The organism is Simplicispira lacusdiani (assembly GCF_003604195.1).
Taxonomy (GTDB): Bacteria; Pseudomonadota; Gammaproteobacteria; order Burkholderiales; family Burkholderiaceae_C; genus Simplicispira; species Simplicispira lacusdiani.
Genome location: NZ_QXGR01000006.1, coordinates 220,760 through 247,070, shown reverse-complemented (window position 1 = coordinate 247,070; position 26,311 = coordinate 220,760). Strand labels below are relative to the sequence as shown.

Here is a 26,311-nt window from a genome sequence, read left to right as displayed (position 1 = left end):
TGGCTGGAATCGTGCCGGGTGGCCCCGCCCGGTCGTCAGCGGGGCGACTCCAGGAACCGCCGCAACCACCCCGCCAGGGGCTCTGGGCGGCCGAACAGATAGCCCTGCAGGCAGTCGCAGTGGCTGGCGGTCAGGAAGTCGGCCTGCGCGCGCGTCTCCACCCCTTCGGCCACCACATGCAGCCTGAGGTGGCGCGCCACCGACAGGATGGACTGGACGATGGCCGTGTCGTTCGGGTCGTCCGGCGTGTCCTGCACGAAACTGCGGTCGATCTTGAGTTCATACAGCGGCAGGCGCTTGAGGTAGGCCAGGCTGGAATAGCCGGTGCCGAAGTCATCGATGGAGAACCTCAGGCCCATGCGCACCAGCTCGGTCATGCGGGCGATGGTGTTGTCCAGATCCTCGATCAGCAGGCTTTCGGTCACTTCCAGGACCAGGAATCCGGGCGGAGCGCCAGTCAGCTCCAGCATGGCGCGCAGGCGCTCGACAAAGTCGTCCTGGCGAAACTGGCGCTGGCTCACGTTCACCGACAGGGACACCAGGCGCTGCGCCGATTGCAGTCGCGCGAGCGTCTCGCAGGCCTGCTGCAGCATCCAGTCGCCCATGCGCAAAATCAGGCCCGAGGACTCGGCCACCGGGATGAAACGCGAGGGTGGCACGCTGCCGCGCACCGGATGGCTCCAGCGCATCAGCAGTTCGCCCCCCACCACGGTGCCATCGGGCCGCACCTGGGGCTGGAGGTAGGCAGCCAATTCACCGGTGGCCATCGCCTTTTTCAGGTCTTGTTCCAGGGCCAGGCGCTCCTGCACGTCGGCCTGCATGGCTTCCTCGTAAAAGCAGATGCGGTTGCGCCCCAGATCCTTGGCGCGGTACATGGCCGTGTCGGCTTCGCGCAGCAGATCCTCGATACCTTCGGAGCGTTTGGGGAACAGCGTGATGCCAATGCTCGCGGTGCTGCCGTAGGCATGGGCCTTGATGCTGTAGGGCGCCTCCAGCGTAACGCGCACCTGCTCGCCCGCAAGCAGGGCCTGGCGGCCCGCGCTTTCAAGGTCGGTCCCGATTTCATTGATCAGCAGCACGAATTCATCCCCGCCCAGGCGCGCCACGGTATCGCCGGGGCGGATCAGGCCGCTCAGGCGCTGCGAGACCTGCAGCAGCAGCCCGTCCCCCAAGGTGTGTCCCCGCGCATCGTTGATCTGCTTGAAGTTGTCCAGATCGATGAACAGCAACGCGCCGACCTGGCCCGAGTTGCGTGCCCAGGCCAGCGCATTGTCGAGCCGGTCGAGCAGCATGCGGCGGTTGGGCAGGCTGGTCAGCGTGTCGAAATATGCCAGCTGGTGTGTGCGCGCCTCGGACTGCTTGCGCTCGGTGATATCGCGCGACAAGGCGATGAGACGAGGCACTTGGCCAGGCTGTTCACCCGCCTTGCGCGCGATGGACAGTTCGAACCAGCGGGTCATCGGTCCCAGCTCCAGCCGGAATTGCTGGCCGGTGGAATGGCCTGTGCGCTGGGCCGCCTCCAGCGCGGCACGGCAGCCCGAGGCGGCTTCGGGGCCCACGACGTCTTGCAGCAAGCGTCCGACGAACATCTGCGCGGGGGCTTGCAGCACATCGGCGCCCCCAGGCCGGAAGTGGCAGATGCGGCCCTCGGGGTCCAGCTCGAACAGCAGGTCTGGAATGGCATTGAGCGTGCTTTCGAGGTCGTTGCTGGTCGTCCGCAAGGTCTCGGTCATGCGCATGGCCAGCGCCATGGCGCGCTCGCGCGCGGTCGCCAGAATCCAGGCCATACCGCCCACGAGCACGCTCAGAACCATGCCCATCAGGGCCACCAACCCGGGCCCGGTGTCCTGCAGGCGGGCGTCGAAACCCGGCAGCGCCCGCATGACCAGCGTCCACCGCCGGCCTCCGATGTCGATCCACCGTGTTTCCTGCAAGGGGGTGGCGAGCACATCAACGGCTTCGGTCAGGCGATTGGCGGGGTCGCTCGCGGGACCGTCGTGAATGGACAGATCGACGTCGCTGTCCAGCTGCTGGCGCATGCCCAGCAGCAGATCCCTCATGCGAAAGGGCGCCGAAACCCACCCCTCCAGCAGGCGTTGGCGCTCCTGCACGGTCACGGGCGTGTTGCCGCCCTGATACAGCGGGACGTACATGACCAGGCCCTTGCGCTCCGTGGGATCATTGAACTGCCGCAGGGCGATGGCCTCCGTGAGCGCGGGTTCACCACGGTCGCGGGCGCGTTCCAAGGCTTCCAGGGCTCCTGGCAGGGTCCCGACATCGAACCCCACGACCCGCTTGTTGACCTCGGTGGACGGCTCGATGTGGGTGATGGGAAAGTAAGCCGGCCGCTCCCCCTCGGGCCAGACGCGGTATTGCGCATTCCCCTGCATGCGTGCCATCTGCACATGGGTCTGCAACTGCTCCCGGGGCAGGCGCTTGATGTAGGCCACGCCCTGCAGCCCAGGCAGGGTTTGCTGCAGGTCGAGCGCGCCCACGTAAGCTTGGAATTCGTCGGCATCGATTTGCTCCGAGCCATCGTGGTAGCCCTTCACCCCGCGCAGCACCATCTGGTAGGTGTCCATGCGGTTCTTCAGGCTGTAGGCGATCCGGTCCGCCGCCAGGGCGAAGGCTTGCTGCTTGCGGCTGTGCGCTTTCTCGATCTCGGTGCGCCAGTGAACGAAGGTCAGGCACAGCAGGAAAATGGTGATCAGGACCGCCACGCGCCCGGGCCTGCGCCACCCGCTGGGGGCCGCGGGTTGGAGTTTCAACGGCGACGGAGCGGATGCTTGCATCGGGAAACGGAGCCGGACCGCAGTCGCCAGGACACGCGCACAGGCCCGGGCCCGGCCTGGCGGCCCGGGTCGCACGGGGCCATTGGTGGCGGAAAGCTGCAATGGGCTTGTGGCATGGTGCTTTGCAGGTTACTGTTGAATTTGTCGGGCCGGGCGGGATGGTGACTAGGGACATTCCCCAGGCCCGCATCGACATGGGGCCTTGTCGTCACAATCGGCCGGGTCGGCAATGTTGCACAAACGATGGGAGAGCATATGAATACCATGGCCAGGGGTGAAAATCTGGTGGGAGAGAGCGCGGCCAGCGAGGGCGGCGGCGAATACCTGACGTTCCGGCTGGGCACCGAGGAATACGGCATCCACATACTCAGCGTGCAGGAGATCCGGGGCTACGAGCCATCGACGCGCATCGTCAATGCCCCGGCCTATCTGCTCGGCGTGCTCAATCTGCGTGGCGTGATCGTTCCGATCCTGGACATGCGCATCAAGTTCGGCATCACCGATGTGGCGTATGGCAGCCAGACCGTGACCATCGTGCTCAACATCGGCGACCGGGTGGTGGGCATGGTGGTCGATGCGGTGTCGGACGTGGTGGCCCTGAAGGCCGGGGAAATCCGGCCAGCGCCTGAATTCAGCGGCAACGTCGCCACCGAGAACGTGATCGGGCTGGCAGCGCTGCAGCAGGGCGACACCCAGCGCATGCTGATCCTCCTGGATATCCAGAAGCTCATGACCAGCGCCGACATGGGGCTGGTGGCGCAGCAGGCACGGTAAGACCACAAGGAGAGGTGACATGAACAACCTGAAAATCTCCGTCCGCCTGGCGGTTCTGGTCGGCGTTCTCACGCTGCTGATGTTCGTGGTTGGCTTCATCGGTATCAATGGCATGAACCGGACCAATGCCAGCCTGAAAACCGTTTACGAAGACCGGACGGTCGCGCTGGCGCAGCTCAACGAGGTGCAGCGGCTGATCTTGCGCAACCGCGTGGCGATCAACCGCGCGGTGGCGCTGAACGATTCCAAGGGATTCGACAGCCTGAGCACGGAGGTCGCCAAGAACCGCGAGCAGATCACGGCTCTCTGGAAGCAGTATTCGTCCACGGGGCTGACCTCCGAAGAGGAGCAACTCGTCAAGCAGTTCGAGGCCAGCCGGGGGAAGTTCGTCACCGAATTCATCAATCCCGCGGTGGAGGCACTGACCGCCTACGACACCGTCAAGGCCACGCAACTGATCGTCGAGCGGGAAGAAGCCCTGTCCGGCCCGGTCAGCGACAGCCTGGCCAAGCTGACGCAGATCCAGGTGGACGAAGCCCGGCGGGAATACGAAGCCTCGCAGGCAAGCTTCTCGACGACCCGCATCACCGGCATCGCGCTGTTCGCGGCGGCGGCCGCTTTCGGCATCCTGCTCGGCTGGAGCCTGATCCGCGGCATCCAGCGCTCCCTGTCCCGGGCCATGGACGCCGTTTCCGCCGTGGCCCAGGGCGACCTCTCGCGCGACATCCACGCCGAGGGCAGGGACGAAGTGGCGCAGCTGGTCAACACGCTCGCCACCATGCAGGACAGCCTGGCCAAGGTGGTGAGCACGGTGCGCCAGGGCAGTGAATCGGTGGCCTCGGCCAGCACGCAGATTGCCCAGGGCAACCAGGACCTGAGCGCGCGCACCGAATCCCAGGCCAGCGCGCTGGAGCAGACGGCGGCCTCCATGGAGGAACTCAACTCCACCGTGCGCCAGAACGCCGACAACGCGCGCCAGGCCAACCAGCTCGCGCAGAGTGCTTCCAGCGTGGCGGTGCAGGGCGGGCAGGTGGTGTCGCAGGTGGTGGACACCATGCGCGGCATCAGCGACAGTTCCCGCAAGATCGCCGACATCATCAGCGTGATCGACGGCATCGCGTTCCAGACCAACATCCTGGCCTTGAACGCCGCCGTGGAAGCGGCGCGCGCGGGCGAGCAGGGCCGGGGCTTCGCCGTGGTGGCCAGCGAGGTGCGCAGCCTGGCCGGGCGCAGCGCCGAGGCGGCCAAGGAAATCAAGCAGCTCATCACCGACAGCGTGGAGCGCGTGGAGCAGGGCACGCAGCTGGTGGACCAGGCGGGCCACACCATGAACGAGGTGGTCAACAGCATCCGGCGCGTGACCGACATCATGGGTGAGATCAGCGCGGCCAGCAGCGAGCAAAGCTCGGGCGTGGCCCAGGTGGGCGAGGCCGTGACGCAGATGGACCAGGCCACGCAGCAGAACGCCGCGCTGGTGGAGGAAATGGCCGCCGCCGCCAGCAGCCTGCGTGCGCAGGCGCAGGAGCTGGTGCAGACCGTGGCCGTGTTCAGGCTGGCCCAGGGGCAGGGGGTGTCCGTGGCAGCGCGTCCCGTGGCGGCGCCCGTGCCCACGCCCGCCGCCAGCGTGCCGGCGCAGCCGGCCGCAAAACCGGTGCCTCACAAGCCCGCTGTGAAGAAGGCGCTGGCTCCGGCGGCGCCCGCGCCCGCTGCATCGCCGGCCAAGACCGACGATGGCGGTGACTGGGAGCAGTTCTGAAGCCTGCCGATCCCTCCCTCATCGACTCCCGCCAGGCCGCCTGGCGGTTGCTCGCGACGCTGGGCCTGGTGGTGCTGGGCAACAGCAGCATGTACGTGGTGTCCGTCGTGCTGCCCGCGGTCCAGGCCGAGTTTGGCATCAGCCGGGCGGATGCTTCCATGCCCTACACCCTGATGATGGTCTGCCTGGGCATCGGCGGCCTCTGGACTGGGCGCCTGGCCGACCGCCATGGCCTGGCGCCGGTACTTTGGGTGGGGGCGCTGGCCGTGTGCGGCGGCTTTGTCTGGGCCGGCATGTCCGGCAGCGTCTGGGGCTTCGGCCTGGCCCATGGGCTGATGGGCCTCATCGGCAGCTCGGCCACCTTCGCGCCGCTCATGGCCGACACGGCCCTGTGGTGGAACCGGCGGCGCGGCATCGCCGTGGCCATCTGCGCCAGCGGCAACTACATCGCCGGGGCCCTCTGGCCGCCCATCGTCCAGCATGGCATCGAGACCATTGGCTGGCGCCAGAGCTACATCGGGCTCGGCCTACTGTGCGGTGCGGGCATGCTGCTGCTGTCGCTGTGCATGCGCCAGCGGCCGCCCCTGGTGTTGTCGGCCGTGCCTGCTGGCGGCGCCCATGCGCCGGTGCAGGACCGCAGCCGGCCCTTTGGCCTGGCTCCCGCGCATGCGCAGCTCCTGCTGTGCATCGCGGGCGTGGCTTGCTGCGTGGCCATGGCCATGCCGCAGGTGCACATCGTGGCCTACTGCACCGATCTGGGTTTTGGCGCCGCGCGGGGCGCGGAAATGCTGTCGCTGATGCTGGCGTGCGGCATCGTCAGCCGCCTGGTCTCGGGCGCCATCTGCGACCGCATCGGCGGCATCCGCACGCTGCTGCTGGGCTCGGCCTTGCAGGGCGTGGCGCTGCTGCTGTTCCTGCCGTTTGACGGGCTGGTGCCGCTTTACGTGATCTCGGCGATGTTCGGGCTGTTCCAGGGGGGCATCGTGCCGTCCTACGCCATCATCGTGCGCGAGCATTTCGCGCTGCACGAGGCCGGCGCCCGGGTGGGCGCGGTCATCATGGCCACGCTGCTGGGCATGGCGCTGGGGGGTTGGATGTCGGGCTGGGTGTTCGACGCCACGGGCAGCTACCGCATGGCCTTCGTCAACGGCCTGCTGTGGAACCTGCTGAACCTGTCCATCTCCGGCTGGCTGTACTGGCGCGTGCGCCACACGGGCTCCGGCGGGCGGCCTGCAGCCGTGGCCGGCTGAGGGTCAGCCGGCTTGCGCTTCAAGCCTGCGCCTGGGCCAGGGCGAACACTTCGCGCGCCGGGCTGTCCTTGAGGCGGTGGTCGCTCCACACCTGGCGCCAGCGGCGCGCCCCCGGCAGGCCGTGGCGCAAGCCCAGCATGTGGCGGGCGATGGCGTACCAAGACGTGCCGTGCGCGGCCGCCTCGCGTTCCATGTACTCCACCATCGCTTCCTCCACGGCCTCGCGGGTCAGGGTGTTTTCAGGCGCGCCGTAGTAGAGCTGGTCCCAGCGCGCCAGCCACCAGGGGTTGTGGTAAGCCTCGCGGCCGATCATCACGCCGTCGAGGTGCTGGAGCTGCTCCTGCACCACCTCATCGGTCTGGATGCCGCCGTTGATGGCGATGGTGAACTGCGGAAACTCCTGCTTGAGGCGGTGCACCACCTCGTAGCGCAGCGGCGGAATGTCGCGGTTTTCCTTGGGCGAGAGGCCCTGCAGCCAGGCATTGCGCGCATGCACGATGAACACCGTGCAGCCCGCATCGGCCACGGTGCCGATAAAGTCGCGCACGAACCCGTAGTCCTCCACCTTGTCGATACCGATGCGGTGCTTGACGGTCACGGGCACGTCGACCACGTCCTTCATGGCCTTGACGCAGTCCGCCACCAGCTGGGGCGCCTTCATCAGGCTGGCGCCAAAGGCGCCGCGCTGTACCCGGTCGCTGGGGCAGCCGCAGTTGAGGTTGATCTCGTCGTAGCCCCATTCTTCGCCCAGCCGCGCCGCCTGCGCCAGCTTGACCGGCTCGTTGCCGCCCAGTTGCAGGGCCACGGGGTGTTCCTCGGCGTTGTAACGCAGGTGCCGTTCCGTGCCGCCATACAGGATGCCGCCCACGTTCACCATCTCGGTGTACAGCAGCGTGTGGCGTGTCAGTAGGCGATGAAAGTAGCGGCAGTGGCGGTCGGTCCAGTCCATCATGGGCGCGACGGACATGCGCCAAAGGCTGTGCGTAGGGGAGTTCGGTGGGTGTTCCAAGGGAAGGCCTGCGGATCGGGGCGGCCGGGGCGCGGTGGCACCCCGGAGGGAATCAGAAGGTGCGAATGAATCCGGCGTGCCCGAGCAGGCCGCCAAAACGCGGCCGATCTAGGCGCAAAGCACAGCCATAGCGCGGGCTATGGCGAGCATTTGCAACGATGAGCGGGTGTGTTTTGGCGGAATGAGCGGGCATGGTGGGTTCGTTCACACCTTCTCAAATGTCTTCGAGCAGCGCGTAGGGCAGGGTACCCAGGGTGAGCTGGGGGCCGGTGGGCGAGCCCACATGCAGCGGTCCCTGTCCGGTGGCGGCGATCTGCAGCGAGACGATGGCGTCCCAGCCGCCAGCGGGCGCGGCGGCGGCTTGCACCACGGTGCCGCAGGGTTGCTCGGGGTCGGCGGGCGAGAACACGTCGGCGCCAGGTGCCAGTTCGGCGTCCGCATGGGCGATGTAGGCGCGGCGCTTGATGGCGCCCCGGAACTGGCTGCGCGCCACCACCTCTTGGCCGGGGTAGCAGCCCTTCTTGAAGCTCACGCCGTCGACCGACTCGTAGTTGAGCATCTGCGGCACGAAGGCATCCACCAGGGGGGCGGTCAAGGTCGCCACGCCGCTCTGCACCTCGCCCCAGGCCCACAGGGCGGGGTCGAGAGCGGGGCCGGCAGGGGCAGGCTCGCCCACGGGCGCCAGCCACAGCGCGCGGGGCTGGCCCGCCGCCGGGGGCAGGTGTACCACGGTTTTTGCATCAAAATCGGCTTTTGACCAAGCAGGATATGCGCTACCAGCTATTGTTTCAATAGCGTTTCCGGCCAGGCCAAACACCTGGATGTCTGCCGTGGCATCGCTCAGCTTGCACTTGGCGCGCATCACGAACATGGACAGGCGCTTGAGGGTGGGCGCCAGCAGGTCGCGGCTGCACACCAGCCAGACCTCGGTGGGGCTGCGCTTGAAGCCGATGAAGCTGGCCTGCATGCGGCCCTTGGCCGAGAGAAAGGCAGTCAGGCGGGCATGGTCCAGGCCCAACAGGGCGAAATCGTGGGTGAGCTGGCCATGGAGGAATTTGACGGCGTCTTCGCCTTCGGCGCGGATCACGCCCAGGTGGTTCAGGGGGGCAACGCCCTGGAAATTCAAAGTCATCCCTGAATTATGATGCCCGCTCCCATTCACACAGGCAGCAGGGTTGTGCGTCGTCTTCTGGCATGGTTATTGTTTCTGGCGGTGGCGCTCGGCGGTGGGGCCGCCTGGTGGCTGCATGCCCCGCTGCCCATGGGCAGCGAAGCGCTGGAGCTGGCCATCGAGCCCGGCACCTTGCCGCGCGGCGTGGCCCAGGAGGTGCAGGCGGCCGGCGTGCGCGTGGACGCGCGCATCCTCTACGCCTTCTTCCGCCTCTCGGGCCGTGGGCGCGACATCCGCGCCGGCAACTATGAAATTCCGCCCGGCACCACGCCCCTGACGCTGCTCGACAAGCTGGTGCGCGGCGAGGAAACCCTGCGCACGCTCACGCTGGTGGAAGGCTGGACCTTCCGCCAGGTGCGCGCCGCGCTGGCCCGCGAGGAGCAGATCAAGCACGACACGGCCGGTCTTTCGGACGCCGCCCTCATGGAGCGCCTGGGCCGTCCCGGAGCGCATCCCGAGGGGCGCTTCTTCCCCGATACCTACACCTACGCCAAGGGTTCGAGCGAACTGGCCGTGCTGCGCCGCGCGCTGCACGCCATGGACCGGCGCCTGGAGGCCGCCTGGGCGCAGCGCGCCAGCGACACGCCGCTCAAGTCGGCCGACGAGGCGTTGATCCTCGCCAGCATCGTCGAGAAGGAAACCGGCCGCGCCTCCGACCGCGCGCAGATCGCCGGAGTCTTCACCAACCGGCTGCGCAACGGCATGCTGCTGCAGACCGACCCGACCGTGATCTACGGCCTGGGCGAGAAGTTCGACGGCAACCTGCGCCGCAAGGACCTGCTGACCGACACCCCCTGGAACACCTACACCCGCGCGGGGCTACCCCCCACGCCCATCGCCATGCCCGGCAAGGCCTCGCTGCTGGCGGCGGTGCAGCCGGAGCGCACGAAGGCCCTGTATTTCGTGGCGCGCGGCGATGGCTCCAGCCATTTCAGCGCCACGCTGGACGAGCATAACCGCGCCGTCAACCGCTACCAGCGCGGCCAGTAAGAAAGATCCACGCATGGCATCCACAGGCCTGTTCATCAGTTTCGAGGGCATCGACGGCGCCGGCAAGTCCTCGCACATCGAGGCCCTCGCCGAGGCCTTCCGCGCCCAGGGCCGCGCCGTGGTCAGCACGCGCGAACCCGGCGGCACACCGCTGGCGGAGAAACTGCGCGCGATGCTGCTGCACGACAGCATGGACGCCCTGACCGAGGCGCTGCTCGTCTTTGCCGGCCGGCGCGACCACCTGCGCAACGTCATCGAGCCCGCGCTGGCGCGGGGCGAGGTGGTGTTGTGCGACCGCTTCACCGACGCTACCTTCGCCTACCAGGGCGGCGGGCGCGGATTCGACTGGAATGCGCTCTCATTATTGGAGCGCCTGGCGCAGACTGGTCTTGCCCTGCAGCCCGATTTGATGCGTGAACCCGATTTGACCCTGTGGTTCGACCTGGCGCCCGCCGTGGCGGCCGAGCGCCTGGCGGGCGCACGCGCGCCCGACCGCTTCGAGGCGCTGGATGTGGCCTTCTTCGAGCGCGTGGCCCAGGGCTATGCGCGCCGCGCCGCCGAGGCACCCAACCGCTTTGCCCGGCTTGACGCGGCGCAGGAGCGCGAGCGGGTCTGGCGCCAATTGCAGGATGTGCTGGCCCGGCGCGGCTGGCTGCCCGCCGTGGGAGTCACGGCTTGAGCACGACGGCACCGCTCGCTCCCTGGATCGCCGCGCAACGCGACCTGCTGCTGGCCCAGCGCGGCCATGCCTGGCTGCTGAACGGCCCCTCGGGCCTGGGCCAGTACCGGCTGGGCCTCGAACTGGTGCGCGCCTGGCTGTGCGACGCTCCTACACCGCAGGGCGCCTGCGGCCAGTGCGCGAGCTGCCACGCCATCGACGTGCGCACCCACGCCGACCTCTGCGTGCTCATGCCCGAGGTGGATATGCTGGCCCTGGGCTGGCCGCTGCCGCAGAAGGCCCAGGCCGAGATCGACGACAAGGCGCGCAAGCCCAGCCGTGAGATCCGTGTCGAGGCCATGCGCGATGCCGTGGAGTTCGCCCAGCGCACCAGCGCGCGCGGTCGCGGCAAGGCCGTGCTGGTGTATCCGGCGGAGCAGATGAACACCATCACCGCCAATGCGCTGCTCAAGACGCTGGAGGAACCCGCCGGAGATGTGCGCTTCGTGCTCGCCAGCGAGGCCGCGCACCAGCTGCTGCCCACCATCCGCAGCCGCTGCCTGGGGCACACCATGGTCTGGCCCGCGCAAGAACAGATGCTGGAATGGCTGGCCGGGCAGGGCGTGGCGCCCGCGGCGGCGGAGGCCTTCCTGCGCGCCACGGGCGGGCGCCCCGACGACGCCCTGGCGCTGGCCCAGGCCGGCCCTGGTCCCGAAGCCTGGGCGCAGTTGCCGAAGGCGCTGCAGCGCGGCACCCCGGGCGCGTTGGCCGACGGGACGCCCGCGCAGGCCGTCGAGGCCCTGCAGAAGCTGTGCCACGACCTGCTGGCGCTGCGCGTGGGCGCCCAGCCGCGCTACTTCGCCGCCGCCGACCTGCCGGCACCGCCTTCCATCGGCGCGCTGGCCCGCTGGTCGCGCGCCCTCATGCAGGAGGCGCGCACGGCCGAGCACCCCTTCAACGCCGGGCTGATGCTGGAGGCGCTTGTCGCCCAGGCGCGAAACGTCCTACACTCTCCCCAGTCCCCACCGCCCGCAAGACCATGAGCAGCCCCACCACCGCACCCCGCCCCAGCGTCATGCAGCTGGCCATCAAGGAAAAGGCGGCCTTGCATGCGGCCTACATCCCGTTTTTCGTCGAAGGCGGCATCTTCGTGCCGACCCCGCGCGAATACAAGCTGGGCGACGATGTGTACGTGCTGCTCACGCTGCCCGAGGACACCCAGCGCTACCCCGTGGCCGGCCGCGTGGCCTGGGTGACGCCCGCGCGCGCGGGCGGCAACCGCACGCAGGGCGTGGGCATCCAGTTCCCCAAGGACGAGAAATCGCGCCAGCTCAAGGCCAAGATCGAGGAGCTGCTCGGCACCGCGCTGGGCTCGGACCGCCCCACGCAAACCATCTGAGCGGCCCTCGCTCCGGATGCCGATCCGCCGCGCGGGTCGGCTTTTTTACTTGACGACCATGTTCACCGATTCCCACTGCCACCTCACCTTCCCGGAACTGGCCAGCGAGCTGCCCGCCATCCGCGCGGCCATGCAGGCCGCCCAGGTGGACCGCGCGCTGTGCATCTGCACCACCCTGGAAGAGTTCGGCGAGGTGCATGCCCTGGCCATGGCCCACGATAACTTCTGGTGCTCCGTCGGCGTGCACCCCGACAACGAAGGCATTGCCGAACCCTCGGTGCAGGACCTGCTCGACCGCGCCGCGCTGCCGCGCGTGGTGGCCATCGGCGAGACCGGGCTCGACTACTACGGCATGGAAGAGCGCAAGGGCGGCCGCAGCATCGCCGACCTGGAATGGCAGCGCGCGCGCTTCCGCGCTCACATTCGCGCCGCCCGCGCCTGTGCCAAGCCGCTGGTGATCCACACGCGCAGCGCCTCCGCCGATACCCTGGCCATCCTGCGCGAGGAGGGCGAGGACGGCGGCCCAGGCAGCGCGGGCGGCGTGTTCCACTGTTTCACCGAAACCGCCGAGGTGGCGCGCGCCGCGCTCGACCTGGGCTTCTACATCTCGTTCTCGGGCATCATCACCTTCAAGAACGCGCAGGACCTGCGCGACGTCGCGGCCTTCGTGCCGCTGGACCGCATGCTCATCGAGACCGACAGCCCTTACCTGGCCCCCGTGCCCTACCGGGGCAAGACCAACAACCCCTCGTATGTGCCCCATGTGGCGCGGCAGATCGCGGCTGTGCGCGGCATGGAGGTCGAGGCGGTGGCCGAGGCCACCAGCCGCAATTTCGACACCTTGTTCAAGGGAGTGCTGGCATGAGCCCCCTGCGCCGCGGCCTGCTGCTGCTGCCCCTGGCGGCGGGCCTCGCATCCGTAGCGGCCCGTGCGGGCTCGTTCGAGGATTTCTTCGTAGCCATCCAGCGCGACGATGCCAGCACCCTCACCACATTGCTGCTGCGCGGCTTCGACGTCAACACGCGCGACACCAAGGGGCAGGTCGGGCTGACGCTGGCCTTGCAGGGCGGCAACCTCAAGGCCTTCGAGGTGCTGCTGCTGGGCAGCAACCTGCAGGTGGATGCCCGCAACGCCCAGGACGAAACGCCGCTCATGATGGCGGCGCTGCGTGGCCATGTGAACGCCGCGCGCACCCTGATCGAACGCGGCGCCGATGTCAACAAGACCGGCTGGACGCCGCTGCACTATGCCGCCACCGGTACGCAGCCGCAGCAGCCCGAAATCATCGCGCTGCTGCTGGAGCACCACGCCTACATCGATGCCGAATCGCCCAACGGCACCACGCCGCTGATGATGGCCGTGCACTACGGCACGCGCGATTCGGTGCAACTGTTACTGCAAGAAGGGGCCGACCCTTCGTTGAAGAACCATCTGGGCCTCACCGCCGCCGACTTCGCCCTGCGCGCCAGCCGCAAGGACATGGCCGATCTCATCAGCGCCGCGGTGCGCAAGCGCCAGCCCAACCGGGGCCGCTGGTAGTTTCCATTTCTAAATCGTCCGTGTCGTCGTTGCTCGGCCTTGCCGTGCTACCGCACTGCCTGCGGCCTCGTGCCTAGACACAAACGATTTCGGAAATGGAAATAGGGGGCTGGTCAGCCCTGGGCCGGCCGCGCCTGCAGCCGGGCATACAGCCCGCCCAGCGCCACCAGCTCGGCGTGCGTGCCCTGTTCCACGATGCGGCCGCGCTCCATCACCACCACGCGGTCGGCATGCTCGATGGTGGAGAGGCGGTGCGCGATCACCAGCGTGGTGCGGCCTTGCATCAGGCGTTGCAGGGCTTCCTGCACCAGCCGCTCGGATTCGGTGTCCAGCGCCGAAGTGGCCTCGTCGAGGATGAGGATGGGCGCGTTCTTGTAGAGCGCGCGCGCAATCGCCAGCCGTTGGCGCTGCCCGCCCGAGAGCTGCGTGGCGTTGTGGCCCACCAGCGTGTGGATGCCCTGCGGCAGCGCCGCCACGTGCCCTGCCAGGTTGGCGGCCGCCAGGCAGTCGTGCACGCGCTGCTCGTCCACGGCTTGGCCCAGCGCCACGTTGGCGGCGATGCTGTCGTTGAACATCACCACGTCCTGGCTCACCAGCGCGAACTGCGCGCGCAGCGTGGCCAGGTCCCAGTCCTGAAGCGCATGGCCGTCCAGCAGCACCTGGCCGGATGCATGCTGCACGAAGCGTGGCAGCAGGTTGACCAGCGTGGTCTTGCCCGCGCCCGAGGGGCCCACCAGCGCCACGATCTCACCGGGCCGCACATCGAGGCTCACACGGTCCAGCGCCGGCGCCTGGTCGGCTGCGAAGGCCACGCTCACCTCGCGCAGCGAAAGCGCGCCCTGTACCTGGGCCGGCGCATGGGTGCCGCCGCGCTCGGCGGGCGTCTCGCCCAGCAGCGACAGGCCGCGCTCCAGCGCCGCCACGCCGCGCGTGATGGGGCTGGCCACGTCGGCCAGGCGGCGGATGGGCGCGATGAGCATCAGCATGGCCGTGATGAAGGCCACGAAACCGCCCACCGTCACGTCGTTCGTCCCGGCCGCGCGGCTTTGCCACAGCGCCACGCAGATCACGGCCGACAGCGCGGCCGCCGCCAGCAGCTGGGTGAGCGGTGTCATGGCCGACGAGGCGATGGTGGACTTGATGGCCAGCCCGCGCAGACGCTGGCTCAGGGTGTCGAAACGCTTGGCCTGCGACGGCTGCGCCGCATGCAGGCGCACCATGCGGTGCGCGAGCACATTTTCCTCGACCACGTAGGCCAGCTCGTCCGTGGCCTGCTGGCCGCTTTTGGTGAGGTGGTAGAGCCGGCGCGAGAGCGTCTTCATGATCCAGGCCACGCCCGGCACGACCACGGCCACGATCAGCGTGAGCTGCCAATTCAGATACAGCAGGTACGCCAGCAGCGCCACCAGGGTGAAACCGTCGCGCGAAATGCCCAGCAGGGCCTGCACCAGCAGCGTCGCGCCGGTCTGCACCTCGTACACCACGGTGTTGGACAGGGCGCTGGCCGTCTGGCGCGAGAACAAGCCCATCTCGGCGGCCAGCAGCCGATCGAACAGGGCCTTGCGCAGGATCAACATGCCCTCGTTGGCGATGCGCGCCAGCGCGTACTGGCCCACGAACTGCGCCAGTCCGCGGACCAGGAAAACGCCCATGATGGCCACGGGCACCATCCACAACTGGAGCGAGCCCTCGGTGAAGCCGCGGTCGAGCAGGGGCTGGAGCAGGGCGGGGATCAGTGGCTCGGTGATGGCGCCGACGAGCGTGGCGATGATGGCCGCTGTCCAGCCCAGGCGCTGGTTGCCAAAATAAACGGAAAGCCGTGCCAGCCGGGTCGTCAGGCGGTCGGTGGGCTCGGGGGCGGGGAGGGAAGAGGAAGGCCTGGAGCCGGTGTCTGGGGCTTGCATGTAGGACGGATTCTACTTTTGGCGCCCTGCCCAACAGTTTGTGACATGGGGGTATGTTCGAGTGTGTAACATTCGGGCCTGACAATCGGCTGTTGTCCGGTTGCTCCCATGGCTGCGAATGACTAACGACCGATTCCTCCCAATCCCTTCCGCAGCGGCACAGCCGCATCTCTCTCGCCGCCATCTGGTGGCATCCTTCGCCGCCCTGGCCACCGCGCCGGCACTGGCCCAGTTCCGGGTGGAGGTGTCGGGCGTGGGCATGACCCAGTTGCCCATCGCCATCGCGCAGTTCCGCGACGAGGCCCAGGCACCGCAGAAAATCTCCGCCATCGTGCAGGCCGACCTGGAACGCAGCGGCCAGTTCCGCAGCGTGGACACCGCTGGCGCACGCCTGGACGAAACCTCGCGCCCCGACGTCGCCCTGTGGCGCCAGAAAAGCGCGGACTCCCTGGTTTCGGGCAGCATCACGCGCCTGGCGGACGGCCGCTTCGATGTGCGCTTCCGTCTGTGGGACGTGGTGCGCGGCCAGGACCTCGGTGGCCAGAGCTACGTGGTGGTGCAGGGTGACCTGCGCCTGGTAGCCCACCGCATCGCCGACTTCGTGTACGAGAAGCTGACCGGCGAGCGCGGCGTGTTCTCCACGCGCATCGCCTATGTCACCAAGGCCGGTTCGCGCTACAGCCTGTGGGTGGCCGACGCCGATGGCGAAAACGCGCAGGCCGCGCTCTCCAGCCCGGAATCCATCATCTCGCCCGCCTGGTCGCCCTCGGGTGGCCAGTTGGCCTATGTGTCGTTCGAGTCGCGCAAGCCCGTCATCTATGTGCACGACGTGGCCAGCGGCAAGCGCCGCCTGGTGGCCAACTTCCGAGGCTCCAACAGCGCACCGGCCTGGTCGCCCGATGGTCGTACCCTGGCGGTCACGCTGAGCCGCGACGGCAACTCCCAGCTCTACACCATCGACGCCAACGGTGGCGAGCCGCGCCGGCTCACGCAAAGCTCCGGCATCGACACGGAGCCGTCGTACTCGCCGGACGGCCGTTTCATCTACTTCGTCAGCGACCGGGGTGGTGCGCCGCAGATCTACAAGGTGCCCAGCACGGGCGGCAACGCCGAACGCGTCACGTTCAGCGGCAGCTACAACATCTCGCCCAGCCTCAGCCCCGATGGCCGCTGGCTGGCCTACATCTCGCGCGTGGGCGGTGCCTTCAAGCTGCATGTGATGGAATTGGCCACCAGCACCGTCACGGCCATCACCGATACCGGCGCCGACGAACGCCCCAGCTTCGCGCCCAACAGCCGCCTGATCGTCTACGCCTCGCAGCAGCAGGGCCGCGAAGCCCTGATGACCACCACGCTGGACGGCAAGATCAAGGCCCGCCTGGCTGGACAGGGCGGAGACATCCGCGAGCCCGACTGGGGCCCGTTCCAGCAGCACTGAACTTTTCCGCTTTTTCGATTTCTGTATTTCAGGAGATTTTTTCCATGTTCAAACGCATTCCTTTTGCCCTTGCCGCCGTTGCCATCGTCGCCGGCTGCAGTTCGGGCGTCGACCTCGACAATGTGCCCGTCGAAGACAAGAACGGTTCGGCCCTGTCCACCAACGGCGGCGCCAATGCCGGCAACACCGGCCAGAGCGGCGTGCGCGGCGTGGACCTGACCCAGTCGGGCCGCGATGGCGCCGGCCCAGTGGGTGTGAGCCGCGTGATCTACTTCGATTACGACAGCTACGTCATCAAGCCCGACTTCCAGTCGGTGGTGGATGCGCACGCGCGCTTCATCAAGTCCGGCAATACCCGCAAGGTCGTGATCGAGGGCCATACCGACGAGCGCGGCGGCCGTGAATACAACCTGGCGCTGGGCCAGAAGCGCGCCGAGGCCGTGCGCCGATCGCTCGGCCTGCTGGGCGTGCCCGACGGCCAGATGGAAGCCGTGAGCTTCGGCAAGGAGAAGCTGGCGGCCCAAGGCAACAGCGAAGACGTCCACGCGCAGAACCGCCGCGCCGAGCTGTCCTACCGTTGATGCGCCCCATGAACGCCCCGCGCCTTGCACGCAGCACGCTGCTGGCCCTTTCGCTGGCGTGCGCCTTCCTGCCCGCCCGCGCCGCGATTTTCGAGGACGGCGAAGCCCGTCGCGCCATCCTGGAACTGCGGCAACGGGTGGACATGCTCCAGCAAACCGGCCAGCGCTCTGCCGACGAGCTGCGCCGAGCCCAGGAAGACTCGACCCAGCTGCGGCGCAGCCTGCTCGATTTGCAGACGCAAATCGAAACCTTGCGCAGCGAGATGGCCACGCTGCGCGGGCAGAACGAGCAGTTGATGCGCGAAGCGGCCGAGTTGCAGCGCCGCCAGAAAGACATTGCCCAGGGCGTGGATGAGCGGTTGCGCCAGTTCGAGCCCGTCAAGGTGACGGTCGACGGGCTGGAGTTCCAGGCCGATCCCGCTGAAAAACGCGATTTCGAGGCCGCGCTGGCCAAGTTCCGCGAAGGCAAGTTCGCGGAGGCAGAAACCGCGTTCGCGGGATTCGCGCGGCAGTACCCACGCAGCGGCTATGCGCCTTCGGCGCGTTTCTGGCTGGGCAATGCCCAGTATGCCAACCGCGATTACAAGGAAGCCATCACCAACTTCAAGGCGATGCTGGCCAGCGCGCCCAACCATGCCCGCGCGCCCGAGGCCGCACTTTCGATCGCCAATTGCCAGATCGAACTCAAGGAAACACGCGGCGCTCGCAAGACGCTGGAAGACCTGTTGCGCGCCTACCCGCAATCCGAAGCCGCAGCAGCGGCCAAGGAACGCCTGTCGCGGTTGAAATAGTGGAGCAGACCACGCCCGGGACCACGGTGGTGGATGCGGCCGAGCGACAGGCACTGCAGCAGCGCCGGTTCGGTGGGCTCGACCGCCTGTATGGCAGGGAAGGCGCGGCCCGCATCCGGGCCGCGCATGTGGCCGTGGTGGGCATCGGCGGCGTGGGCTCCTGGGCCGCCGAGGCCTTGGCGCGCAGCGGTGTGGGTCGCCTCACGCTGATCGACCTGGACCATGTGGCGGAGTCCAACATCAACCGCCAGATCCACGCCCTCGAAGAAACCGTGGGCCAAGCCAAGGTGCAGGCCATGCGCGAACGCATCGCTGGCATCAATCCGGACTGCGAGGTCACTTGCATCGAAGAGTTCGTAGAGCCCGGCAATTGGCCCGCACTGCTGCCCGGCGGCGTGGATGCCGTGGTGGATGCCTGCGACCAGGTGCCGGCCAAGACAGCCATGGCGGCGTGGGCCCGTGGCACGCGCCAGCTGTTCATCAGCGTGGGCGCGGCGGGTGGTAAGCGCCTGGCCCACAAAGTCGATGTGGACGACCTCTCGCAGACCACCCACGATCCTCTTCTGGCCCAGCTGCGCTACCGCTTGCGCAAGCACCACGGCGCCCCGAAAGAAGGCAAGAAAATCGGCATCGCCTGTGTTTTCAGCCGTGAATCCGTGGCACCGCCCGATGCATCGTGCGGCATCGAAGGCGATGGAACACTCAACTGCCACGGCTATGGTTCCGTGGTGGCCGTGACGGCCACCTTTGGCCAGTGTGCGGCGGGTTGGATTCTCGACGCGCTAGCTCGAAGTTCCGATTCAGGCGCGAAAAAGGCGCTATAATTCAAGGCTTTGCTGGACCTGATTTGGTTCAGTGGATGGGACGTTAGCTCAGTTGGTAGAGCAGCGGACTTTTAATCCGTTGGTCACAAGTTCGAATCTTGTACGTCCTACCAATCCTTCGAGGCCCTGTAGCGATACAGGGCCTTTTTCATTGCGGCTCCCGATCGGCGTTTTACCCTGAAGTGCCTTCAGCGCTGTTCGGCCGAGCGCATCCTGCCGCGCAGCCAGCGCATCAGCCGGCCCACGATTGGCAGTTTTTCGTACAGTTCCTCGGCCGCATCCCAGTAGTCGCGGTGCAGGACGATGAGCCCCTCGGCATTGAAGCGCAGGTGGGTGGCGCCCCGCACGCATTGGGTGTTCCGCGTGTCCCAACCCCGGAAGCGGAAGTGGAACTCCCAGGTGAGGAAGGCCTGGTCCCCCTGCAGCACCCGGTCGGTGATGCGGAACCGGGGGCATCCAGGGTGGCGAACATGTGCTCGAAGATGCCTGCGATGGCCGGTATGCCCTGGACATCATTGAACGGGTCCTTGAAGCGGGCGGCCGGCGCGTAGTGGTGCTCCAGATCGCGCAGGCTCGCGGGAGTGAGCTGTTCGTACCAGCGGGCGACGCGCAGCACGGCCTCGCCGAGACCGGTGGAGGGAGGGGGGGCAGCGTGGTCCATGGTTCAAAGTCCTGTCATGCGGTGCACCAGCGCGAAGTACCAGCGGTAAGGCAGCAAGCGCATGGCCTTGAGCATGCCCGTGAAACGTCGGGGAAAGTGCATCTCGAAGTCCCCCCGTTGCCAGCCCCGCAGCATCGCGGCGGCGGCCTGGTCGGGCGTGATCAATGCCGGCATGCGAAAGCGGTTCTGCGCTGTCAGCGGCGTATCGACAAAGCCCGGGTTGACCACGCTGACGCCCACGCCCCGAGGCCGCAGGTCGAGGAACAGGGTTTCCGCCAGGCTGATCAGCGCCGCCTTGGTCGGGCCATAGGCAAGGCTTTGCGGTAGCCCACGCCAGCCGGCCACGCTGGCTACCAGGCTCAGGTGCGGCGCGCGGCCCTGGCGCGCGGCCTCCAGCAATGCGGGTACCACGGCGGCGAGCACATGCAGCGCTCCGGTCTGGTTCACCTGCTGGTGGCGCAGCATTTCGTCCAGGTCGAGCGCGTCCGCGCGCATGGGCCGGTAGTGGCCCGCGCAGTAGCAGACCAGGTCGAGCGGTCCTTCCGCGAGCAAGTGCTGCGCCGCGGCCAGCGTCGCGCTGCGGTCGGTCACGTCCAGCGCCAGCGCCCGGCTGCCGGGGTGGCTGCGCTCAAAATCCTCCAGCGCGGCGCGTTGCCGCGCCGACACGCAGACCTGCGCTCCACGGGCGTGCAGCGCATCGGCCACGGCCCGGCCGATGCCGCTCGATGCGCCGATCAGCCAGACGCGCCGGCCCTGCCAGTCGGTGATTCCCGGGTTCAGTCCCATGGCGTTCCCGTGTTCATTCCTTGGTGAAGGACAGCAGCACCTCGCCCAGCCGGATGCCGAACTTGCTCATGGTGGCGCGGTTGAGCATGACGCGGTCGTCGATCAGGAACATCCAGTCGTCGAACTGCACCTCGTACACGGTGCCGTCCACGGGCAGGCGCAGGGTGTAGTTCCAGCGGAAGGCGTTGCCGGCAGTCTGCCCACGGGCCTCGCCCACCACGTCGTCGGCGCGGCCGGTGTAGCGGCCGTCCGCGTGCTTGGTCAGCCGCCAGACGCGGCGCTCGGTACTGCCATCGGCATAGGTGAAGCGCTCGTCCAGCACGCCCTGGTTGCCTTCCCAGTGGCAGTCCATCACCACCGTGAAGCGCCGCACCACCTCGCCGCCGCGCTTCTGGAAAATGCCATGGGCCCGCACGCGGCCGTTGAAGTAGCGGTCCAGTTCGAGCAGCGGACGTTCCTGCGCGTACTGCGATGGCTGCGGGCTGGCGCAGCCCATCAGGCCGGCGGCACCGCCCAGGGCGGCCAGCATCACGAGGCGGCGTGTGGTCATGGGGTGATTCCTTTCGTGGGGGCCGGTATGTGGGTTTCGCGGCGGATCAGCAGGGCATACAGCAGCGCGGCCGCCAACAGCTTGAGGGCGCAGGGCAGCAGGGCGTAGGCCCAGGCCAGGTGCGCAAGAGCCTGCGGGTCCTGGGTGCCGGGCTCGTAGCCGGCCCATTGCAGCAGCGGCAGCGCGGCACCCGCGGCCAGCGCCAGGTTCAGCTTGGTGGCGAGGTTCCACCAGCCCAGGTAGGCGCCGTCGTTGCGACCCTGGGCGCCTTGGCGCTCGATCAGCAGCGCGAGCAGGGCGCCGGGCAGCGCCAGATCGGCCCCCAGCGCCACGCCAGTGAACGCGCAGATCAGCAGAAAGGACCCGGTCTCGCCGCGCGTCAGCCCGGCCGTCCAGCCAAAGCAGGCCACGGCCAGCAACATGCCGGCGAGCCAGGCGCGTTGCAGCCCGATGCGCCGCACCAGCAACAGCCAGCCGGGCATGGACGCCGCGCCGCACAGGAAATACAGCGCCAGGCACAACGCGATCTGCGCATCGCTGGCCTCCAGCCGGTCCTGCGCGAAGAACAGCATCAGCGATGCCGGCACCGCGCTGGCGATCCCGTTGCACAGATAGACCGCCAGCAGGCGGCGGAAATCCGCCGTGCGCAAGGGCTGCCAGGTGGCCGCACGGGTGGCTGGGGATGCCGGGCCCGGCAGCGGCGCTGGTGCCCGCCGCAGCGCCAGCCAGCCCAGAACCAGCGCGAGCGCCTGTGTGGCGAGCATGGGCCCCGTGCCCCAGGCCACCGACAGCCCCGAGGCCGCGATCACACCGAGCAGGCCCAGGCCTTCGCGCCAGGCGACGATGCGGCCGCGCTGCAGCGGGTCGCCTCCCAGGCGCACGCCCCAGGCCTGGTGGGCGATCAGCAACTGGCTGTGCGCCAGGCAGGTCAGCAGCAGCCCGGCCACCATCCAGGCCGCCAATGCGGCTTCGCCCTGCACCAGCGGATGGAACAGCCCCGACATGCCCAGCACCTGCGCCAGGGCCGATACCCCCATCACGCCGAGCACGGCGCGCAAGGAGCGGGCATACAAGGCATCGCTCAGGCGCCCCAGCAGCGGCTCGGCCACGGCGTCGATCAGGCGCACCACCATCAGCAGGGCGCCCACCGTGGCGAGCGACAGCCCCAGGCCGCGCGCGTAGTGGTGGGGTAGCACCACATACAGCGGCAGGGCGGCAAAGGCCAGCGGCATCCCCAGCAGGCCGTAGGCCAGCCCGGCACGCCAGGGCAGGGCGGCTGCCGGCGACGTCATGGCGCACGCTCCACCACGCGCCCGAGCAGGGCGCCGCGCAACCCCGGCTCCGACGTGCGCGGCGACAGCCAGATGCCGAAGAACAAGCGCGCCAGCTCCGCGTCGTGGACCACGCCCAGATCGCGCTCGCCCAGCCACAGGCGCATGCCGCTGCCGGGCTGGTACAGGCCGGTCAGCCGGTCACCGGGCTGCACGTCGGGAATCCAGCGGCTCAGGGTGCGCTGCCACCGTTCGGACTGCTCGGACGACAGAGGCACCTGGCGCTGGATTTCCTCGATCGAGCGCTGCGCGATCGCCGCGCCGCTGAAGGCGCGGTGGTAGGTCAGTTCCAGGGCCAGGGGCAGGCGGTCGAACGCCGAGGGCTCAAACCGTGGCTGCACCCACAGCCGGGCGTCGTAAATGCGCAGGCCCCAGAAGCGCATCTGCCCCTCGCCCGCCAGCGTGGCCGAGGCCAGTGCCTGTTGCACGGGGGCCGGTGGCGCCAGCGTACCCGAGGCCACTGCCCACTGCGGGGCCAGCAGCAGCGCCAGCACGGCCCAAAGCGCAGCGGCATGGCGCCAGGGTTTTTCAAGCAAAAAACGGCTCCATGGCATATGCAGCAAGCGCGAGATGCTATGGTTTTTGAGCATTTTCACGACATGATTGCCATGCATGAACAGGCCCTAGTCCTTGACCAGGGTGTACTGCACCACGTCGATGCTCCGCGCATCGAACGCCGCCTCGCAATACGCCAGGTAGAACTCCCACAGGTGGATAAAGCGCTGGTCAAAGCCCTGCATTAGCACCTGGGCGCGCTGCTGCGCAAAGCGCTGGTGCCAGCGGCGCAGGGTTTCGGCATAGTCGCGGCCGAAGGCGAACTCCTGCTCCACGCGCAGACCGGCCTGTTGCGCGGCGGCCCGGAAGCGCGCCGGGCTCGGCAGGCAGCCACCCGGAAAGATGTACTGCTGGATGAAATCCGATCCCTGCACGTAGCGGTCGAACAGCGCGTCGTCGATCACGATGCTTTGCACGCAGGCCCTGCCGCCCGGCTTGAGCAGGCGTTGCAGCGCGCGAAAGTAGTCGGGCCAGTATTCCTGCCCGACGGCTTCCACCATCTCGATCGAGCAGATGGCGTCGAAGGGCTCGTCCCGGATGTCGCGGTAGTCCTGCAGGCGCAGGTCGGCGCGCGCCTGCAGGCCGACGGCCTGCAGGCGCGCCCGGGCGAACGCGAGCTGTTCGGTGGACAGGGTCACGCCGGTCACCTGTGCCTGGCATTCGCCCGCCGCCATCTCGGCCAGCGCACCCCAGCCGCAGCCGATCTCCAGCACACGGCTGCCCGGCCGCACCCCGGCGCTGTGCAGGGCCCGGCGCACCTTGGCATGCTGCGCCTGGGTGAGATCGCCCTGCAGGTCGCCCTGGAACCAGGCCGAGGAATAGTTCATGCTCGGGTCCAGCCACAGGCCATAGAACGCGTTGCCCAGGTCATAGTGCGCGTGGATGTTGCGGCGGCTGCCTGTGCGCGTGTTGCGGTTGAGCAGGTGGCGCAGGCGGTGCGCCAGCCGCTCCCACCAGACGCCATAGACCAGCGACTCCAGCGCGTCGCGGTTGGCCAGCAGCAGGCGCAGCAGGTCGGCCAGGTGCGGCGTGCTCCAGTCCTGCGCGACATAGGTTTCCGCCAGTCCGATATCGCCCGAGCGCAGCACGGCGCCGAACACCTTCCAGTTGTGCAGCCGCATGCTGGCCACGGGGTGCGCGCCACTGCCCAGGTGCAGGACACGGCCGTCGGGCAGCTCCAGTTGCAGCCTGCCATGGTGCAGGCGTTGCAGCAGCCGCAGGCCGCTGCGCGCGGCGGCGGGAACATCGGTGGGCAACAGCGCGGCGGGGGGGCAGATGGTGGTGGTGTTCATCTCAGTAACCTTGCGAAGAAGAGCGGGACACGGGCCGCGCCGGAGGCATCGGCTTGGCGTGGAAAGGCGCGTGCTTCAACCACAGCAGCAGCGCATGCCAGTGGATGCGGGCGATCACGCCCAGGGTCATGAGCGGATAGCGCCACAGCGCCCGCCTGCGGGCGGCCGGGGTGAGGGGCTGCAAGCGCCCGGCCAGCCCGGTCCGCAGCAGCGGCCCCTGGGCGTCGTGGTAGTCAATGCGCGCCCGGGCCGACGGCAACCCTCGTGGGCCGCCACGGCGGAACTCGAAGTGGTAGCCCCCCTCCACCGGGCAGAAGGGCGACACATGGAACACCTTGCGCGCCTGCAGCGTCTGGCCGTACACGGCGTGGTCGAGCACGTAGGCATGCCGTTCGCCGAAGGTGTTGTTGACCTCCGCCACGATGGCGCGCAGGCTGCCATCGTGGCGGTGGCAGTACCAGAAGCTCACCGGCTTGAAGCTGTAGCCCCACACGCGCGGGTAGCACTGCAGCCAGACCTCGCCCCGTGCATCGTCGATGCCCTCGCCGCGCAGCACCTCCTCCAGCCAGGCGAGCGCGCCGCCGTGCTCGGGGCACCGGCCATCGCCATGGTCGGCATCGCGCCAGGCCAGGGCGCCCGGCCGGTTGCAGGCCAGCGCGCCCGCCGCGCCGGGATCGTCGCGCAGCGTGCGCATGGGCAGCAGCAGGAAGAACGTGGGCACGCAGAAGCGGTGCCGGCGCGGGCGCAGCCGCTCGTGCCACACATGGCCAAAGCCGATGTGCGCCACGGGGCGTTCAGCGGCGGCAGCGCTCATGCGGCCTCCCGGCGGCGCAGTTGCGCCAGGAGCGCGTCCGCCGCGCGGTAGCCCGATTGCAGGCCGTCCTCGTGAAAGCCGTAGCCCGTCCAGGCACCGCAGTACCAGGTGTGCCGCACCCCCTGCAACTGCGGCACGCGCGCCTGGGCCGCGATGGCGGGCAGGTCGAACACTGGGTGGTCGTATTCAAACTCGGCCAGCACCCGCGCCGCCTCGGGCTCGCGCGTCGGGTTGAGCGACACCAGCACCGGCTGGGCGAACGGCAGCGGTTGCAGGCGGTTGATCCAGTAGTGCAGGCACACGCGCGCGGCCTCGCTGCCCGCATCCGCCGCGCGCTCGTAGTTCCAGGCCGCCCAGGCGGCGCGGCGTTGCGGCATCACGCGGGTGTCGGTGTGCAGCACGGCGCGGTTGGGCTGGTAGCGGATGGCGCCAAGCACTGCCGCCTCCTGCGCGGTGGGCTGGGCCAGCAGGCGCAAAGCCTGGTCGCTGTGCACGGCCAGCACCACGGCATCAAAGCGCTCGGTTCGGCCCTCGGCGTGGATCTGCACGCCAGCCGCGTCGCGCACGATGCGCTGCACCGGCTGCGCCAGCCGGGTGTCCAGGCCGTGGAGGATCTTCTCCACATACCGCCGCGAACCGCCGGCCACGGTCCACCACTGCGGCCGGTCGTTCACCTGGATCAGACCGTGGTTGTGGCAGAAGCGGATCATGGTCGCCACCGGAAAGCGCAGCATCTGGTCGGTCGGGCAGCTCCAGATGCAGCCCAGCATGGGCAGGAAGTACCAGTCGCGGAAGGCAGCGCCAAAGCCATGGTGGGTGAGGAATTCACCCAACGGCTGCTGCAGCGCGCCTTCCTCCCCCGATTCGGCAATCGCCGTGCACAAGCGGTTGAAGCGCAGCAGCTCCTGCAGCATGCCCCAGAAGCGCGGGCGCAGCAGGTTGCGGCGCTGGGCGAACACCGTTGCCAGGCTGGAACCGCTCCATTCCAGCACCCCGCCCCCAAGCCCAGCCCCCGGCACCTGCACGGAAAAAGACATGTCCGAGCGCGCCGTGGGCACGCCCAGCTCCGCGAACAGGGCGATCAGCCCCGGATAGGTGCGCTCGTTAAAGACGAGGAAGCCCGTGTCCACGCCATGCGTGACCTGGCCCCCCTGCGTGTCGGGCAGGGTGACATCCACGGTGTGGGCATGCCCGCCAAAATAGCTGCCGGCCTCGAAAAGGCTCACCCGTGCTTCCCCCCGCAAGCGGTGGGCGGCTGCCAGGCCCGAAACCCCCGACCCGATGACTGCGATCTTCATGGCTAGTGCTCCAATGCGGCCCCAGGAAACAATGGCAGGCTGCCACCCCATTCCCGTACCGGCAGAATTGATTAGACAAAATTATGTTTGTCTTAGACAATTCTCGCAATAACCACATTTTGTCCATGACAATCAAGACCCTTTCCGT

Annotated in this window: 24 protein-coding genes, 1 tRNA gene and 1 pseudogene; 14 read left to right on the top strand and 12 right to left on the bottom strand. The window is 68.4% G+C overall.

The window, feature by feature from the left end; translation table 11 throughout:
* Window positions 1-35 precede the first annotated feature (35 nt).
* Complete coding sequence (locus D8S75_RS10695; protein ID WP_232829014.1) at window positions 36-2,720, bottom strand: bifunctional diguanylate cyclase/phosphodiesterase; 2,685 nt, start codon at window positions 2,718-2,720, stop codon at window positions 36-38.
* A 327-nt stretch (window positions 2,721-3,047) separates the two neighbouring features.
* Here D8S75_RS10695 and D8S75_RS10690 point away from each other — a divergent pair, with 327 nt between their 5' ends.
* The 3 genes from D8S75_RS10690 to D8S75_RS10680 are packed head-to-tail and all read left to right on the top strand — an operon-like array spanning window position 3,048 to window position 6,572.
* On the top strand, window positions 3,048-3,566 hold the full coding sequence (locus tag D8S75_RS10690) for a chemotaxis protein CheW (RefSeq protein WP_119966314.1): 519 nt from the start codon (window positions 3,048-3,050) through the stop codon (window positions 3,564-3,566).
* A 19-nt stretch (window positions 3,567-3,585) separates the two neighbouring features.
* The gene (locus D8S75_RS10685; protein ID WP_119966313.1) at window positions 3,586-5,322 is read left to right on the top strand and encodes a methyl-accepting chemotaxis protein; all 1,737 of its coding nucleotides are present in this window, start codon (window positions 3,586-3,588) and stop codon (window positions 5,320-5,322) included.
* 47 nt (window positions 5,323-5,369) lie between these two features.
* Window positions 5,370-6,572, top strand: coding sequence for an MFS transporter (locus D8S75_RS10680; RefSeq protein WP_306419022.1), 1,203 nt, complete (start codon window positions 5,370-5,372; stop codon window positions 6,570-6,572).
* Between the two features lie 19 nt (window positions 6,573-6,591).
* Here D8S75_RS10680 and dusA read toward each other — a convergent pair whose 3' ends face one another.
* Window positions 6,592-7,539 carry a tRNA dihydrouridine(20/20a) synthase DusA gene (gene dusA / locus D8S75_RS10675; protein WP_232829013.1) on the bottom strand — a complete coding sequence of 316 codons (948 nt, stop codon included), beginning with the start codon at window positions 7,537-7,539 and terminating at the stop codon, window positions 6,592-6,594.
* Window positions 7,540-7,795: 256 nt separating this feature from the next.
* Window positions 7,796-8,713: a CAF17-like 4Fe-4S cluster assembly/insertion protein YgfZ gene (gene ygfZ / locus D8S75_RS10670; protein WP_119966310.1), complete on the bottom strand. Its 918-nt coding sequence runs from the start codon at window positions 8,711-8,713 to the stop codon at window positions 7,796-7,798.
* A 9-nt stretch (window positions 8,714-8,722) separates the two neighbouring features.
* On the opposite strand from ygfZ, the gene mltG reads away from it, so the two are divergent.
* From mltG to D8S75_RS10640, 6 genes are read left to right on the top strand one after another with little or no spacing between them, the layout of a single operon-like run.
* On the top strand, window positions 8,723-9,742 hold the full coding sequence (gene mltG, locus D8S75_RS10665) for an endolytic transglycosylase MltG (protein WP_119966309.1): 1,020 nt from the start codon (window positions 8,723-8,725) through the stop codon (window positions 9,740-9,742).
* Window positions 9,743-9,755: 13 nt separating this feature from the next.
* On the top strand, window positions 9,756-10,421 hold the full coding sequence (gene tmk, locus D8S75_RS10660) for a dTMP kinase (protein WP_119966308.1): 666 nt from the start codon (window positions 9,756-9,758) through the stop codon (window positions 10,419-10,421).
* Window positions 10,418-11,443 (top strand): DNA polymerase III delta subunit-related protein, encoded by a 1,026-nt coding sequence (locus D8S75_RS10655; protein WP_119966307.1) that lies wholly within the window; start codon window positions 10,418-10,420, stop codon window positions 11,441-11,443. The genes tmk and D8S75_RS10655 overlap by 4 nt, the downstream gene beginning before the upstream one ends.
* A complete protein-coding gene (locus tag D8S75_RS10650; RefSeq protein ID WP_119966306.1) occupies window positions 11,440-11,799 on the top strand; it encodes a PilZ domain-containing protein in 360 nt (119 codons plus the stop codon). The genes D8S75_RS10655 and D8S75_RS10650 overlap by 4 nt, the downstream gene beginning before the upstream one ends.
* Window positions 11,800-11,857: 58 nt before the next feature.
* Window positions 11,858-12,664 carry a TatD family hydrolase gene (locus D8S75_RS10645; RefSeq protein ID WP_119966305.1) on the top strand — a complete coding sequence of 269 codons (807 nt, stop codon included), beginning with the start codon at window positions 11,858-11,860 and terminating at the stop codon, window positions 12,662-12,664.
* Window positions 12,661-13,338 (top strand): ankyrin repeat domain-containing protein, encoded by a 678-nt coding sequence (locus D8S75_RS10640; protein WP_119966304.1) that lies wholly within the window; start codon window positions 12,661-12,663, stop codon window positions 13,336-13,338. The genes D8S75_RS10645 and D8S75_RS10640 overlap by 4 nt, the downstream gene beginning before the upstream one ends.
* Window positions 13,339-13,451: 113 nt before the next feature.
* Here the strand turns inward: D8S75_RS10640 and msbA are convergent, their stop codons facing one another.
* Entirely contained in the window at window positions 13,452-15,242 is a 1,791-nt protein-coding gene (gene msbA / locus D8S75_RS10635) for a lipid A export permease/ATP-binding protein MsbA (protein WP_119966303.1), read from the bottom strand.
* Window positions 15,243-15,360: 118 nt separating this feature from the next.
* Here msbA and tolB point away from each other — a divergent pair, with 118 nt between their 5' ends.
* From tolB to D8S75_RS10610, 5 genes are all read left to right on the top strand, one after another.
* On the top strand, window positions 15,361-16,680 hold the full coding sequence (gene tolB, locus D8S75_RS10630) for a Tol-Pal system beta propeller repeat protein TolB (RefSeq protein ID WP_119966302.1): 1,320 nt from the start codon (window positions 15,361-15,363) through the stop codon (window positions 16,678-16,680).
* Between the two features lie 44 nt (window positions 16,681-16,724).
* Entirely contained in the window at window positions 16,725-17,261 is a 537-nt protein-coding gene (pal, locus tag D8S75_RS10625; protein ID WP_119966301.1) for a peptidoglycan-associated lipoprotein Pal, read from the top strand.
* On the top strand, window positions 17,261-18,052 hold the full coding sequence (ybgF, locus tag D8S75_RS10620; protein WP_119966300.1) for a tol-pal system protein YbgF: 792 nt from the start codon (window positions 17,261-17,263) through the stop codon (window positions 18,050-18,052). Before pal ends, ybgF begins: the two co-directional genes overlap by 1 nt.
* 26 nt (window positions 18,053-18,078) lie before the next feature.
* Window positions 18,079-18,876, top strand: coding sequence for a tRNA threonylcarbamoyladenosine dehydratase (locus D8S75_RS10615; RefSeq protein WP_232829018.1), 798 nt, complete (start codon window positions 18,079-18,081; stop codon window positions 18,874-18,876).
* Window positions 18,877-18,913: 37 nt separating this feature from the next.
* Window positions 18,914-18,989 (top strand) — tRNA-Lys (locus D8S75_RS10610).
* Between the two features lie 75 nt (window positions 18,990-19,064).
* On the opposite strand, the pseudogene D8S75_RS10605 reads toward D8S75_RS10610, so the two are convergent.
* The 8 genes and pseudogenes from D8S75_RS10605 to D8S75_RS10570 form a co-directional block, all read right to left on the bottom strand.
* A pseudogene (locus tag D8S75_RS10605) lies at window positions 19,065-19,537 on the bottom strand (nuclear transport factor 2 family protein).
* 3 nt (window positions 19,538-19,540) lie between these two features.
* The gene (locus tag D8S75_RS10600; RefSeq protein WP_119966299.1) at window positions 19,541-20,323 is read right to left on the bottom strand and encodes an SDR family NAD(P)-dependent oxidoreductase; all 783 of its coding nucleotides are present in this window, start codon (window positions 20,321-20,323) and stop codon (window positions 19,541-19,543) included.
* 13 nt (window positions 20,324-20,336) lie between these two features.
* A complete protein-coding gene (locus D8S75_RS10595) occupies window positions 20,337-20,873 on the bottom strand; it encodes a DUF3833 domain-containing protein (RefSeq protein WP_119966298.1) in 537 nt (178 codons plus the stop codon).
* Window positions 20,870-22,165: an MFS transporter gene (locus tag D8S75_RS10590; protein ID WP_119966297.1), complete on the bottom strand. Its 1,296-nt coding sequence runs from the start codon at window positions 22,163-22,165 to the stop codon at window positions 20,870-20,872. The genes D8S75_RS10595 and D8S75_RS10590 overlap by 4 nt, the downstream gene beginning before the upstream one ends.
* Window positions 22,162-22,740: a chalcone isomerase family protein gene (locus D8S75_RS10585; RefSeq protein WP_232829012.1), complete on the bottom strand. Its 579-nt coding sequence runs from the start codon at window positions 22,738-22,740 to the stop codon at window positions 22,162-22,164. The genes D8S75_RS10590 and D8S75_RS10585 overlap by 4 nt, the downstream gene beginning before the upstream one ends.
* Window positions 22,741-22,827: 87 nt before the next feature.
* Entirely contained in the window at window positions 22,828-24,051 is a 1,224-nt protein-coding gene (locus tag D8S75_RS10580; protein WP_119966296.1) for an SAM-dependent methyltransferase, read from the bottom strand.
* 1 nt (window position 24,052) lies between these two features.
* Window positions 24,053-24,865 carry a DUF1365 domain-containing protein gene (locus tag D8S75_RS10575; protein ID WP_119966295.1) on the bottom strand — a complete coding sequence of 271 codons (813 nt, stop codon included), beginning with the start codon at window positions 24,863-24,865 and terminating at the stop codon, window positions 24,053-24,055.
* Window positions 24,862-26,163, bottom strand: a complete 1,302-nt coding sequence (locus D8S75_RS10570; RefSeq protein ID WP_119966294.1) for an NAD(P)/FAD-dependent oxidoreductase — start codon at window positions 26,161-26,163, stop codon at window positions 24,862-24,864. The genes D8S75_RS10575 and D8S75_RS10570 overlap by 4 nt, the downstream gene beginning before the upstream one ends.
* Window positions 26,164-26,311: the final 148 nt, after the last annotated feature.

What these genes read in the sequence shown, in the direction of transcription:
- D8S75_RS10690 (WP_119966314.1), top strand. Translation starts at nt 3,048, where the DNA reads ATGAATACCATGGCCAGGGGTGAAAATCTGGTGGGAGAGAGCGCGGCC.
- D8S75_RS10685 (WP_119966313.1), top strand. Translation starts at nt 3,586, where the DNA reads ATGAACAACCTGAAAATCTCCGTCCGCCTGGCGGTTCTGGTCGGCGTT.
- dusA (WP_232829013.1), bottom strand. Translation starts at nt 7,539, where the DNA reads ATGTCCGTCGCGCCCATGATGGACTGGACCGACCGCCACTGCCGCTAC.
- ygfZ (WP_119966310.1), bottom strand. Translation starts at nt 8,713, where the DNA reads ATGACTTTGAATTTCCAGGGCGTTGCCCCCCTGAACCACCTGGGCGTG.
- mltG (WP_119966309.1), top strand. Translation starts at nt 8,723, where the DNA reads ATGATGCCCGCTCCCATTCACACAGGCAGCAGGGTTGTGCGTCGTCTT.
- tmk (WP_119966308.1), top strand. Translation starts at nt 9,756, where the DNA reads ATGGCATCCACAGGCCTGTTCATCAGTTTCGAGGGCATCGACGGCGCC.
- D8S75_RS10650 (WP_119966306.1), top strand. Translation starts at nt 11,440, where the DNA reads ATGAGCAGCCCCACCACCGCACCCCGCCCCAGCGTCATGCAGCTGGCC.
- D8S75_RS10645 (WP_119966305.1), top strand. Translation starts at nt 11,858, where the DNA reads ATGTTCACCGATTCCCACTGCCACCTCACCTTCCCGGAACTGGCCAGC.
- D8S75_RS10640 (WP_119966304.1), top strand. Translation starts at nt 12,661, where the DNA reads ATGAGCCCCCTGCGCCGCGGCCTGCTGCTGCTGCCCCTGGCGGCGGGC.
- msbA (WP_119966303.1), bottom strand. Translation starts at nt 15,242, where the DNA reads ATGCAAGCCCCAGACACCGGCTCCAGGCCTTCCTCTTCCCTCCCCGCC.
- tolB (WP_119966302.1), top strand. Translation starts at nt 15,361, where the DNA reads ATGACTAACGACCGATTCCTCCCAATCCCTTCCGCAGCGGCACAGCCG.
- pal (WP_119966301.1), top strand. Translation starts at nt 16,725, where the DNA reads ATGTTCAAACGCATTCCTTTTGCCCTTGCCGCCGTTGCCATCGTCGCC.
- ybgF (WP_119966300.1), top strand. Translation starts at nt 17,261, where the DNA reads ATGCGCCCCATGAACGCCCCGCGCCTTGCACGCAGCACGCTGCTGGCC.
- D8S75_RS10600 (WP_119966299.1), bottom strand. Translation starts at nt 20,323, where the DNA reads ATGGGACTGAACCCGGGAATCACCGACTGGCAGGGCCGGCGCGTCTGG.
- D8S75_RS10595 (WP_119966298.1), bottom strand. Translation starts at nt 20,873, where the DNA reads ATGACCACACGCCGCCTCGTGATGCTGGCCGCCCTGGGCGGTGCCGCC.
- D8S75_RS10590 (WP_119966297.1), bottom strand. Translation starts at nt 22,165, where the DNA reads ATGACGTCGCCGGCAGCCGCCCTGCCCTGGCGTGCCGGGCTGGCCTAC.
- D8S75_RS10580 (WP_119966296.1), bottom strand. Translation starts at nt 24,051, where the DNA reads ATGAACACCACCACCATCTGCCCCCCCGCCGCGCTGTTGCCCACCGAT.
- D8S75_RS10575 (WP_119966295.1), bottom strand. Translation starts at nt 24,865, where the DNA reads ATGAGCGCTGCCGCCGCTGAACGCCCCGTGGCGCACATCGGCTTTGGC.
- D8S75_RS10570 (WP_119966294.1), bottom strand. Translation starts at nt 26,163, where the DNA reads ATGAAGATCGCAGTCATCGGGTCGGGGGTTTCGGGCCTGGCAGCCGCC.